Source organism: Psychrobacillus sp. NPDC093180, from assembly GCF_044754065.1.
Classification (GTDB): domain Bacteria; phylum Bacillota; class Bacilli; order Bacillales_A; family Planococcaceae; genus Psychrobacillus.
The window spans coordinates 265,035-276,043 of sequence record NZ_JBIVOJ010000007.1; the positions used below are offsets into that span (position 1 = coordinate 265,035).

General features: G+C 38.6%; 13 protein-coding genes, 8 tRNA genes and 1 rRNA gene. All 22 read left to right on the top strand.

All coding sequences use genetic code 11. The features are described from left to right. Positions 1-29: 29 nt before the first annotated feature. Positions 30-1,136 (top strand): alanine racemase, encoded by a 1,107-nt coding sequence (alr, locus tag ACIP9W_RS12790; RefSeq protein WP_400789933.1) that lies wholly within the window; start codon positions 30-32, stop codon positions 1,134-1,136. A gap of 132 nt (positions 1,137-1,268) precedes the next feature. Next, positions 1,269-1,550 carry a transcriptional regulator gene (locus ACIP9W_RS12795; RefSeq protein ID WP_400789936.1) on the top strand — a complete coding sequence of 94 codons (282 nt, stop codon included), beginning with the start codon at positions 1,269-1,271 and terminating at the stop codon, positions 1,548-1,550. A 4-nt stretch (positions 1,551-1,554) separates the two neighbouring features. After that, positions 1,555-1,905: a type II toxin-antitoxin system PemK/MazF family toxin gene (locus ACIP9W_RS12800; protein ID WP_093271851.1), complete on the top strand. Its 351-nt coding sequence runs from the start codon at positions 1,555-1,557 to the stop codon at positions 1,903-1,905. Positions 1,906-2,041: 136 nt separating this feature from the next. Beyond that, the gene (locus ACIP9W_RS12805) at positions 2,042-2,872 is read left to right on the top strand and encodes an STAS domain-containing protein (RefSeq protein ID WP_142539457.1); all 831 of its coding nucleotides are present in this window, start codon (positions 2,042-2,044) and stop codon (positions 2,870-2,872) included. After that, a complete protein-coding gene (locus tag ACIP9W_RS12810) occupies positions 2,869-3,231 on the top strand; it encodes an STAS domain-containing protein (RefSeq protein ID WP_142539458.1) in 363 nt (120 codons plus the stop codon). Before ACIP9W_RS12805 ends, ACIP9W_RS12810 begins: the two co-directional genes overlap by 4 nt. A gap of 6 nt (positions 3,232-3,237) precedes the next feature. Beyond that, positions 3,238-3,639 (top strand): anti-sigma regulatory factor, encoded by a 402-nt coding sequence (locus tag ACIP9W_RS12815; protein WP_142539459.1) that lies wholly within the window; start codon positions 3,238-3,240, stop codon positions 3,637-3,639. Positions 3,640-3,654: 15 nt separating this feature from the next. Beyond that, positions 3,655-4,650, top strand: coding sequence for a PP2C family protein-serine/threonine phosphatase (locus ACIP9W_RS12820; protein ID WP_400789940.1), 996 nt, complete (start codon positions 3,655-3,657; stop codon positions 4,648-4,650). Between the two features lie 78 nt (positions 4,651-4,728). Then, a complete protein-coding gene (locus ACIP9W_RS12825) occupies positions 4,729-5,076 on the top strand; it encodes an anti-sigma factor antagonist (protein ID WP_400789943.1) in 348 nt (115 codons plus the stop codon). Further along, positions 5,063-5,533 (top strand): anti-sigma B factor RsbW, encoded by a 471-nt coding sequence (gene rsbW, locus ACIP9W_RS12830; protein ID WP_142539462.1) that lies wholly within the window; start codon positions 5,063-5,065, stop codon positions 5,531-5,533. Before ACIP9W_RS12825 ends, rsbW begins: the two co-directional genes overlap by 14 nt. Beyond that, on the top strand, positions 5,511-6,296 hold the full coding sequence (gene sigB, locus ACIP9W_RS12835; protein WP_400789946.1) for an RNA polymerase sigma factor SigB: 786 nt from the start codon (positions 5,511-5,513) through the stop codon (positions 6,294-6,296). The genes rsbW and sigB overlap by 23 nt, the downstream gene beginning before the upstream one ends. Next, positions 6,293-6,889 (top strand): SpoIIE family protein phosphatase, encoded by a 597-nt coding sequence (locus ACIP9W_RS12840; protein ID WP_282241303.1) that lies wholly within the window; start codon positions 6,293-6,295, stop codon positions 6,887-6,889. The genes sigB and ACIP9W_RS12840 overlap by 4 nt, the downstream gene beginning before the upstream one ends. Before the next feature lie 62 nt (positions 6,890-6,951). After that, positions 6,952-9,120 carry a Tex family protein gene (locus ACIP9W_RS12845; RefSeq protein ID WP_400789948.1) on the top strand — a complete coding sequence of 723 codons (2,169 nt, stop codon included), beginning with the start codon at positions 6,952-6,954 and terminating at the stop codon, positions 9,118-9,120. Between the two features lie 125 nt (positions 9,121-9,245). After that, positions 9,246-9,716, top strand: a complete 471-nt coding sequence (locus ACIP9W_RS12850) for a SprT family protein (protein WP_400789951.1) — start codon at positions 9,246-9,248, stop codon at positions 9,714-9,716. 80 nt (positions 9,717-9,796) lie between these two features. Continuing rightward, positions 9,797-9,871 (top strand) — tRNA-Asn (locus ACIP9W_RS12855). 6 nt (positions 9,872-9,877) lie between these two features. Then, a tRNA-Glu gene (locus tag ACIP9W_RS12860) sits at positions 9,878-9,949 on the top strand. Positions 9,950-9,970: 21 nt separating this feature from the next. After that, positions 9,971-10,046 (top strand) — tRNA-Asp (locus ACIP9W_RS12865). 3 nt (positions 10,047-10,049) lie between these two features. Beyond that, positions 10,050-10,124, top strand: a tRNA-Gln gene (locus tag ACIP9W_RS12870). Between the two features lie 7 nt (positions 10,125-10,131). After that, positions 10,132-10,204 (top strand) — tRNA-Lys (locus tag ACIP9W_RS12875). Between the two features lie 63 nt (positions 10,205-10,267). Next, a tRNA-Leu gene (locus ACIP9W_RS12880) sits at positions 10,268-10,354 on the top strand. Positions 10,355-10,367: 13 nt separating this feature from the next. After that, positions 10,368-10,444: transfer RNA gene (locus tag ACIP9W_RS12885), tRNA-Arg, on the top strand. Positions 10,445-10,473: 29 nt separating this feature from the next. Continuing rightward, positions 10,474-10,547, top strand: a tRNA-Gly gene (locus ACIP9W_RS12890). A gap of 149 nt (positions 10,548-10,696) precedes the next feature. Continuing rightward, positions 10,697-11,009, top strand: a 16S ribosomal RNA gene (locus ACIP9W_RS12895); the annotation flags it as partial.

Genomic DNA, 11,009 nt, shown 5'->3' on the forward strand with positions numbered 1-11,009 from the left:
TAAAACATACGGAAAAAGAGGGAAGTCACATGTCTCAGCCATACTACCGTCCAACATTTATTCAAGTAAATTTACAATCTATTAAGTCTAATATCAAGCATTTAAAAGACAACTTACCAAAGCATACGAGCATAATGGCTGTCGTAAAAGCAAATGCATATGGCCACGGGGCAATTGAAGTTGCAAATGCAGCCTTACAAGCAGGAGCTACTCAATTAGCCGTCGCCTCACCGGAGGAAGCAGTTCAGTTAAGAGATGCAGGAATTACTGCTGATATACTTGTTCTTGGAGCTTCCCCGATCTCTTTTTTACCCATTGCATCAGAACGCAACATCACATTAACAGCATATTCCTACGAGTGGTTATTTGCTACACGTCATTTTACAAAAACATTTAAAACGCATATTAAAATCGACAGTGGCATGGGCCGAATCGGCTTTGTACAGCAGGAAGAATTGCAGAAAGCACTTGCTTTTGTACATGATAGAAAGTGGATAAATGTAACGGGGGTTTTTACCCATTTTTCGACAGCGGACGAAGAGGACGATACTCATTTAAAGAAACAAATCATTACATTCGAGCAGATGCTTGATTTATTTGAACAACGACCGGCGATTGTCCACACTTCCAATAGTGCTGCTACGCTTAGAATTCCCAGTCAACATTGGGATGCTGTACGTTTTGGGATATCGATGTATGGAATCGCACCGTCACCTTGGATTGATGAAAACCTCCCATTTCCATTAGAAAAAGCACTTTCATTACATACGGAAGTAGTGCATGTGAAGAGAGTGAAAAAAGGTACTCCGATTGGCTATGGTGCATCATATATGGCTTCATCGGATGAATGGATTGCAACCCTTCCGATTGGTTATGCAGATGGATTTCTTCGAAAATTGCATAACCAATCGGTATTAATAAAAGGAAAAAGAGTGCCGATCGTCGGAAAGATTTGTATGGACCAGTGTATGATCCGTTTAGACGAAAAGGTGGATATCGGTGAAAAAGTAGTGTTGCTAGGGAAACAAATGAATGAAGAGATTAAGATAGAAGAATGGGCAAACGCTTTGCAGACAATACCATATGAAATTTGCTGCACTTTTTCCAATAGACTTCCTAGATTATATAGTGAATAATTCTTCGACAAAACTCGAACTTAGTGAATGATTTGTCTAACCATTTCTTATAATGTCTTTTATTATGCCTCTAGTAATGGTAAGATTAAGTATATTGTCATATAGGGAAATGTTTTGTCGGAGGTGTTTGCTGTGGTAAGTGGAAAAAAGAAAAAGGAAGCAGTTATAGAGCTTCCAAAGCAAATGGTTAATGAAGGAGTAAAGGTTGTCAAACAATCATTCGCTACTAGTGAAAATATAGCTCGTGTCCAAGCAAATGAATACATTAAGAAAGGCCAGGCAAATCTTATAAGAGAAGCGATGATGAAAGGTTATGTTGAAATGTCTCATATAAACTTATCCATAAGTTCGGAATGTTTACATGCGGAATATGAAGCGCAACATACGACAGAGCGACTCGTAAGTGGAGGATGAAAACTTGATCGTAAAACGTGGGGACGTTTTTTTTGCAGATTTATCACCTGTAATCGGGTCTGAGCAAGGTGGAACCAGACCCGTTTTGGTGATTCAAAATGATATAGGAAATCGATTCAGTCCTACTGTTATCATTGCAGCAATAACCGCACAAATTCAAAAAGCAAAATTACCAACACATGTGGAAATCAATGCGAAACAGTATGATTTTGAACGAGATTCGGTTATCTTGTTAGAACAATTGCGTACAATAGACAAATCTAGGCTGACGGATAAAATTACTCATTTAGATGAAGATGTTATGTGTGAAGTTGATCATGCATTAGGTATTAGCTTAGGGATTGTAAAATTTTAATACATAGACAAAACGCAATGTGTAGCCGACAAATACGCATTGTGTTTTTTATTTTTTACCTTAAAAGATGTAAATCAGCTCACTATTCGTTAAACTATAGTTACGACTACTTAAAAGAGGAGATGTAAGTTAAAGCATGAATAGAGAAATAGCAATATACATCCAAAAAAACATTGATAAAATTTTAGAAAGATGGAAAGCAAAGATGGAGGACGATCAAGACGACCGTTTCTTTCAAATAATGTCCGATCAAGTCATTGATACTACTGTTCGCGAATTCGGGGAGCTAATGGTTTCTAGTTTAACGGCAAGTGAAGAAACCTATGATGAAAAGCTGAAGGATTTTTCTGTTCAAATTGTTCGTTATGGTTGGTCGATCACTTTTGTCCTTAGAGCTCTTAATAATTTTTCAGAAGTAATTTACGAAGAAATGGAAGAAGAGGGATCACTAAATGAAAGCAATTATAAATCATTTAGAGAAGTACTGACAAATTGGATAACACCACTTAATCAGAGTGTCGTCGATGCATATTCAAAAGTATGGGAAAAAACTGTGAATTTACAAAAGATTGCTTTGCAAGAACTATCAGCATCGCTGATTCCCGTATTTGATAAGATCTCTGTCATGCCGTTGGTAGGTACGATTGATACCGAACGTGCAAAACTCATTATGGAAAACTTACTACAGGGTGTGGTGAAACATCGTGCAGAGGTTGTGCTGCTTGATATCACCGGTGTACCAGTGGTAGATACGATGGTTGCACATCATATTATCCAGGCGGCAGATGCCGTTCGTTTAGTAGGTGCCAAATGTATGCTGGTAGGAATTCGTCCAGAAATTGCACAAACAATAGTAACACTTGGTATAAATTTGACTGACTTTACTACGACAAGTACGTTGCAAAGAGGAATGGAACAAGCCCTGGCTTTAACAAATAGAGCAATTGTAGAGGTGAACGTAAAATGATGACAAGAATTCCAATTTTAAAATTAAGAGAATGCCTAATCGTTTCAATTCAATGGGAATTAGATGATCAAACTGCGTTAGCATTTCAAGAAGACTTGTTGGCGAAACTGCACACGACTGCTGCAAGAGGAGTAGTACTTGACTTGACTCCAATCGACTTTATCGATTCGTTTATCGCAAAAGTACTAGGAGATGTCATTAATATGTCGGGGTTAATGGGGGCAAAAGTAGTCATAACTGGTATTCAGCCTGCTGTTGCCATTACATTAATCGAGCTGGGTATTAGATTAGAGAATGTGGTAACAGCACTAGATTTAGAAAATGGATTGGAAAAATTAGAACGAGAATTGGAGGACTAGTCCATTATGAACTTAAGGTCTTCTGTTGATATCATAACTGAGTGGGATATTGTTGCTGCTAGACAGCTTGGAAGAAATGAAGCGAAGGATGTAGGTTTCGGTACAGTTGACCAAGCTAGGATTACAACAGCGATTAGTGAACTTGCTCGTAATATTTATTTATATGCAGGAAAAGGTAACATAGAAATAAAACAAATTGCAGAAGGCAATCTTAAAGGGTTACAAGTCATTGCATCTGACAAAGGCCCCGGTATAGCAGATGTCCGTAAGGTGATGGAAGATGGATTTACAACATCTGGTGGATTAGGAGCTGGACTTCCGGGGGTAAAGCGGCTAATGGATGACTTTAAGATTGAAACAGTTTTTGGAGAAGGTACGGTGATTAGTGCAACAAAGTGGTTGAGGTAAGGAAGGTGAAGTAATATGGAAGAATTTAAACGACAATATAAAAAGATATTAGAACAGTATATATTGAAACAGACGGAACATAATTTATATGAAGGTCAAAATATTAGCAGACAACTTATACAAAAAAATATCTCTCCTGAGGAAGTAATTAGTATACATAAGGCATCACTAGAAGAGATTATGTCTGATTTAGATGGAGATGTACAGCATTCTTTTGATTTACTCATTGAAGTAATGATACGTTATGGACTGGCACTTAAAGAACATCAGACGTTGATACAAAAACAGCAAAATATTAAGATGGAAATGGAACTTGCTGCTAATGTGCAACAAACATTGTTAAAAACGAAAGTACCAAAAGAAATAGATCTAGATATCGGTATTATTACTGTTCCTGCCAAAGAAATGAATGGAGACTATGCACACTTTTTACATGACAACACACATGTAGGCATAGCAGTAGCAGATGTTATCGGAAAAGGTATTCCTGCTGCACTATGTATGTCCATGATTAAATACGGGATGGACAGTTTAGACGGGGCAGAAACAGATCCAGTAATTGTTTTAGATGTGATCAATCGAATCGTAGAGAAAAGTGTAAGCGACTCAATGTTCATTTCCATGTTTTATGGAAAGTATGATACTTCAAAAAGTGAATTTACGTATGCTTCGGCTGGACATGAACCTCCACTTTTTTACTGCTCAGAGACGTCCAGTTTTACCGAGCTACAAGCAAAAGGTTTACTCTTAGGCGTTATTCCAAATGTAAAATATGAACAACATTCCATTACCCTAAACAAAGGCGATTTTGTTGTAATGATGACAGACGGGGTAACAGAATGTCGTTCTAAAGAAGGCTTCATCGAACAAAAAACGATTATGGATATTATTGAAAATGTTAGAGATCAGCCTGCCCAAGAAATGGTAGAGTATGTATTTCATAAGTTGGAAGAATTACAAGACTTTGAACAACGAGATGATTTCACCCTTGTGATTTTCAAAAAAGTATAGTTTTTTTCGCAAAGATGTTTAACTTTAGTTGAATCGTGGTATTAAGACACTATATAGATAAAACGGGGGATAAAACACATGAATATTTCAGTTGAACTGCATCAAACAGACCTGCTAACAGTTAATGGAGTTATTAAAGGAGAAATTGATGCATTTACAGCACCGACTTTAAGAGAAAAACTTGCAGAAATTGACTTAAAAGAAAACCTACAAGTGATAATAGATTTAACGGATGTTTCCTACATGGACAGCACAGGGCTAGGAGTATTTGTTGGCTTTTACAAGAGCATAAATGCATCAAATAGTCATATGGAGCTAATCGGACTTTCATCTCGTTTAAAACGATTGTTTGATATTACTGGTTTAGGGGAAATTATGGATATTCAAGCGAGCAGTGGAGAGGTGAAAATAGATGAAACCGTTTGATTATGTTGAAATTCGAGTGCCTGCAAAGCCACAATATGTAAGCGTCGCACGTTTAACGATTTCAGGTCTAGCCAATCGTGTTGGATTTACATATGACGAGATAGAAGATTTAAAAATAGCTGCGAGCGAAGCGATTACAAACGCTGTTCAACATGCGTATTCGGAAGAGGAAGATGGCGAAGTTGTCATTGGCTGCGCATTGTATGAAGAAAAAATGGAAATAATGGTAGCCGACCATGGGAAGAGCTTTAATTTCGAAGAAACAAAAGCTCAAGTTGGACCTTATAATGAATCGGAAGAAATATCCTTTTTAAGAGAAGGTGGACTTGGATTATATTTAATCGAGACATTAATGGACGAGGTGAAAGTTCATCAACAGGAAGGTGTAACTGTATTTATGACGAAGCATGTCGGAATAGAGCAGGTGGATGGTAATGTCAAACACATCTCTTCCTAACAAGCAATCCAAGGAAAAAATTCTTGAATGGATAAGTGAATATCAAAAAACTGAGAGTGAAGAAGCTCAGACCAATTTAGTATTAAATTATACAAGATTAGTGGAGTCCATCTCAAGAAAGTATTCAAATGGGAAATCCCATCACGAAGATATTGTACAAGTTGGGATGGTAGGACTGCTTGGTGCAATACGAAGATATGATCCGGCATTCGGTAAAAACTTTGAAGCATTTGCTATTCCAACAATCATAGGTGAGATTAAACGTTTCCTTCGTGATAAAACATGGGCAGTACATGTGCCTCGGAGAATAAAGGAGCTTGGCCCTCGGATCAGAGTGGCTGTAGAAACTTTAACAAGCGAATTCCAACGCTCGCCTTTAGTTCCGGAAATTGCTGAATACTTAAACGTAGAAGTAGAAGATGTATTAGAAGCAATGGAAATGGGAAAAAGTTATCAAGCATTGTCTATGGACCACTCACTTGAATCAGATTCTGATGGAAGTACGATTACATTATTCGATGTAATTGGAAAAACGGACGGGGAGTTCGAAAAGACCGATCAGCGATTACTGGTAGCTAATGCTCTTGGTGTGTTATCTGATCGTGAAAAAGAAGTCATCCAACTTACATACTTAGAGCAGCTGAGCCAGAAAGAAACAGGCGATCGACTTGGAATTTCTCAAATGCATGTTTCAAGAATTCAACGAAAAGCGATAAAGAAATTGCAAGAGGCAATATTAGCGTCAGGTGGAGTAGTGAAGTGAAGAATTTTTCCGACGAAAAAGTTGAGCTGTTAGTATTTCAAGAAGCCAAGACGGGTAATTTAGAATCAGGGGATACATACTATGTGTCGAAAAACGAGAACTTCATGCTATGCGCCATTGCCGATGGTTTAGGAAATGGGCCAATTGCAAAAGAATCTGCAGATATTATCCCTGAGATTCTAGAGAAATATCCCGAAGAATCACTAGATGAATTATTGTTGCGATGTAATGAACGAATGGTTCAAAAAAGAGGCGCAGCTGTTGCAATTGTGAAGATAGATTATCATCTCCAAACTATCTCTTACAGTTGCATAGGGAATATCAAATTTTATATGTACCAACGAGAAACAGATAAAATGTTATATCCCTTACCAGTCATGGGCTATTTATCGGGAAGAAAACAAAAAGTAAAAACACAGACGTATGCATGTAAGAAAAATGACTTATTCATCTTACATTCGGATGGTGTAAACATGAATAGTCCCAAGAAAACGATAAAAAACGCACTTAATGCTAATTGTCTTTATCATTCGGTGCTCAATACAATAGAACATGGCGACGACGCTACATTTATAGTAGGAAGCTTACTCTAGGAGGCATTAGAGTAAGCTTTTTTGTGTTAAAATAAACCTAATAAGGAAAGGGTGTGTTTGTTTTGGAAATGAAGAAAATGCTTCAGCTTGTTTCTAAAGAAACTGGCGTTAAATCATCACAAGCTGAACAGGTTATCAAATTATTAGAAGAAGGAAATACAGTTCCTTTTATCGCACGTTATAGAAAAGAACAAACTGGTTCGTTAGATGAGGTTCAAATAAAAGCAATTGAAGATCGCTACAACTACATACAACAACTAGAGCAGCGAAAAGAAGAAGTGATACGTCTTATTGACGAGCAAGGAAAATTGACAGAAGAACTAAGTAGCGCTATTCAAAATGCAACTGTTTTGCAACGAGTAGAAGATTTATATCGCCCATTCAAGCAAAAACGTAGAACAAAGGCAACGATTGCCAAAGAAAAAGGCTTAGAACCACTTGCGAGTCTATTGATGACCTTTCCAAAAGAGTCAGCTGCTGTTTTAGCAGAAGACTTTTTAAATGAAGAACGAGAAGTACTAACAATAGAAGAAGCTCTACAAGGTGCACGTGACATACTTGCTGAGCAATTTGCGGATGATGCAAAAATTCGAGAACAAATCCGCAATATTTCACGCGTAGACGGACAAATAATAAGTGCTTTGAAAAAGGCGGAATTAGACGAGAAAAACGTCTATGAGATGTATTATGAATACGCAGAACCGGTAAAAAAAATAGTTCCCCATCGTATATTAGCACTTAATCGCGGGGAAAAAGAGGATGTCTTAAAAGTAAGTGTCCAAGTACCGATCAATAAGGTGACGACCGTTATGCAAACAGAGTGGATACCTAATCATTCATCAAGTGATGCAATAGAACATGTAAAACTAGCAATAGAAGATTCCTACAAACGTCTAATTCAGCCATCTGTAGAACGTGAAATTCGAACGGAGCTTACTGAAAAAGCAGAAGCACAAGCAATTCATATTTTTTCAGAGAATCTACGAAACCTTCTATTACAGCCTCCATTAAAAGGGAAAGTGATTCTTGGAGTCGATCCCGCATATCGAACTGGGTGTAAACTAGCGGTAGTTGACGATACTGGTAAACTATTAGAGGTTTCCGCAATCTATCCACATGCACCGAAAATGGATATAGAAGGTTCGAAAAAGAAAGTACTTTCTTATCTTAAAAAGTACCCGATTTCATTAATCGCTATCGGCAATGGTACTGCTTCTCGCGAAACAGAACAGTTTATAGTAAATTGTCTGAAAGAAGCAGAGGGTGATGTTGCCTATGTTATTGTCAATGAGGCTGGGGCGAGTGTTTATTCAGCATCCGAAACCGCAAGACATGAGTTCCCTGATCTTCAAGTGGAGCAGCGAAGTGCTGTATCAATTGCAAGAAGATTACAAGATCCGCTAGCTGAACTAGTAAAAATAGACCCAAAAGCGGTAGGGGTAGGTCAATACCAACATGACGTATCACAGAAAAAGTTATCCGAGTCGCTATCTTTTATAGTAGAAACTGCTGTTAACCAAGTTGGAGTAAACGTAAACACTGCATCTGCATCGCTTTTACAATATGTTTCTGGTCTATCCAAAACGGTGGCAGAAAACGTGGTGAATTTACGTAATGAGCAAGGAAGATTCACTTCTAGAGCACAGCTTAAGAAAATACCTCGTCTAGGTGCCAAAACGTACGAGCAAGCAATTGGATTTTTACGAGTACCAGATGCAAAGAATCCATTCGATGCGACCGGAATTCATCCAGAAAGTTATAAGGCGGCCGAACAAGTTCTAGCAATTGTAGGATTGAAAAAAGAACAAATTGGCTCCAAAGAAGCGGCAGAGGCTTTAAAAAACATTTCAATAGAAGAGGTAAGTGAAGAATTAGAAATTGGGGACATTACATTAAAAGATATAGTAGACACATTGATCAAACCGGCGCGAGATCCACGAGAAGCTTTTCCACAACCTATTTTAAAAACAGATGTGCTTAAAATGGAAGATTTAAAAGCGGGAATGGAACTCCAAGGAACTGTTCGTAATGTAGTCGACTTTGGGGCATTCGTTGATGTCGGTGTCAAACAAGATGGACTTGTTCATATTTCAAAGTTGAAAAAAGGTTTTGTCAAACATCCACTAGATGTTGTCTCATTAGGAGATATAGTAACAGTATGGGTAGATCAGTTCGATGCAAACAAAGGAAGAATTGCACTTACAATGCTTCCTCCAGAACAACAGGTATAATAAATAAGTAGTTGCCAATGTTAAAGCATTGGACAACTATCTTTTAACAATAAAGATCCAGCGCAAGCATCTTGCCTGCAATGCAGTCATAGATGCTTGCATTTTTCAAATAGGGGTGAAAAAGTATGTCAGATGAAAAATTGACTGAATTAGTTTGTAATGTATCAAAAGAAGTTTTTAGGAAAGACTTTCGACATGATGCTTATTTTAATAAACGTCTTCGCACGACAGGTGGGAGATATATGTTAAGAACACATCATATAGAAATTAATCCGCTTGTTTTTGAAAAACATGGGATAGATGAATTGATTGGGGTAATTAAGCACGAGCTTTGTCATTATCATTTACATATAGAAGGAAAAGGGTATAAACATAGAGATGCAGATTTTAGAGAGCTTTTAAAAAGAACTAATTCTCCAAGATTTTGTTCGAATCTTGTAGAGCGGGAGGAGCGGGTAAGAAGTAAAATCTACACATATCAATGTACAAAATGCTCCTTGTTATATAATCGGAAAATTCGTTTAAATACAAGAAAATATAGATGTGGCAAGTGTTTAGGAGACCTCATTTTAGTTTCTTCAAAAAAACTTAAATAAATTTCATAAAAGTAGTTGACGTTTTGTAAAAGGCTCTCTATAATAGAAAAAGTCGAGAAGAACAAAACAACAAAAAATATTCCGAAGTAGCTCAGTGGTAGAGCAATCGGCTGTTAACCGATTGGTCGTAGGTTCGAGTCCTACCTTCGGAGCCATTATATGGCCCCTTGGTCAAGCGGTTAAGACACCGCCCTTTCACGGCGGTAACACGGGTTCGAATCCCGTAGGGGTCATTTCAATTTTATATCTTTAAAGGTCCCGTGGTGTAGCGGTTAACATGCCTGCCTGTCACGCAGGAGATCGCCGGTTCGATCCCGGTCGGGACCGCCATTTTGGGGTATAGCCAAGCGGTAAGGCAACGGATTTTGATTCCGTCATGCCCTGGTTCGAATCCAGGTACCCCAGCCATTTGTACGAGCCATTAGCTCAGTTGGTAGAGCATCTGACTTTTAATCAGAGGGTCGAAGGTTCGAGTCCTTCATGGCTCATCAATTTATTGTTGACAAATTCGATTGATGAGAGTATCATAAGTCTTGTCCAAGTAAAACTACGCGGTCGTGGCGGAACGGCAGACGCGCTAGGTTGAGGGCCTAGTGGGGGATAACCCCGTGGAGGTTCAAGTCCTCTCGGCCGCACCAAAGCACACATTAAGCGCCCGTAGCTCAATTGGATAGAGCGTCTGACTACGGATCAGAAGGTTGTGGGTTCGACTCCTGCCGGGCGCGCCAATTAAACAATAATATTGAATTTTATATATGCGGGTGTAGTTTAGTGGTAAAACCTCAGCCTTCCAAGCTGATGATGAGAGTTCGATTCTCTTCACCCGCTCCATTAATTAAAACCATGAACATTGAAAACTGAACATGCAAAACGTTAAGAAATATAGCTTTTCAGATTAACTTGTTAGTCTGATAGCAAAACAATTATGACATCATTTAATGATGATGCCAGCAAAACAAAATGAGCTTTTTAAGTTCTCTATTATGGAGAGTTTGATCCTGGCTCAGGACGAACGCTGGCGGCGTGCCTAATACATGCAAGTCGAGCGAATGATGAAGAAGCTTGCTTCTTCTGATTTAGCGGCGGACGGGTGAGTAACACGTGGGCAACCTGCCCTGTAGATTGGGATAACTCCGGGAAACCGGGGCTAATACCGAATAATCCATTTCCTCACATGTGGAGATGTTAAAAGACGGTCTCGGCTGTCACTACAGGATGGGCCCGCGGCGCATTAGCTAGTTGGTGAGGTAACGGCTCACCAAGGCGACGATGCGTAGCCGACCTGAGAGGGTG

Bases quoted from the DNA above. Each gene is read 5' to 3' on its own strand.
- ACIP9W_RS12810 (WP_142539458.1), top strand. From the start codon at position 2,869: ATGATGACAAGAATTCCAATTTTAAAATTAAGAGAATGCCTAATCGTT.
- ACIP9W_RS12850 (WP_400789951.1), top strand. From the start codon at position 9,246: ATGTCAGATGAAAAATTGACTGAATTAGTTTGTAATGTATCAAAAGAA.
- ACIP9W_RS12815 (WP_142539459.1), top strand. From the start codon at position 3,238: ATGAACTTAAGGTCTTCTGTTGATATCATAACTGAGTGGGATATTGTT.
- ACIP9W_RS12825 (WP_400789943.1), top strand. From the start codon at position 4,729: ATGAATATTTCAGTTGAACTGCATCAAACAGACCTGCTAACAGTTAAT.
- rsbW (WP_142539462.1), top strand. From the start codon at position 5,063: ATGAAACCGTTTGATTATGTTGAAATTCGAGTGCCTGCAAAGCCACAA.
- ACIP9W_RS12805 (WP_142539457.1), top strand. From the start codon at position 2,042: ATGAATAGAGAAATAGCAATATACATCCAAAAAAACATTGATAAAATT.
- ACIP9W_RS12820 (WP_400789940.1), top strand. From the start codon at position 3,655: ATGGAAGAATTTAAACGACAATATAAAAAGATATTAGAACAGTATATA.
- alr (WP_400789933.1), top strand. From the start codon at position 30: ATGTCTCAGCCATACTACCGTCCAACATTTATTCAAGTAAATTTACAA.
- sigB (WP_400789946.1), top strand. From the start codon at position 5,511: ATGTCAAACACATCTCTTCCTAACAAGCAATCCAAGGAAAAAATTCTT.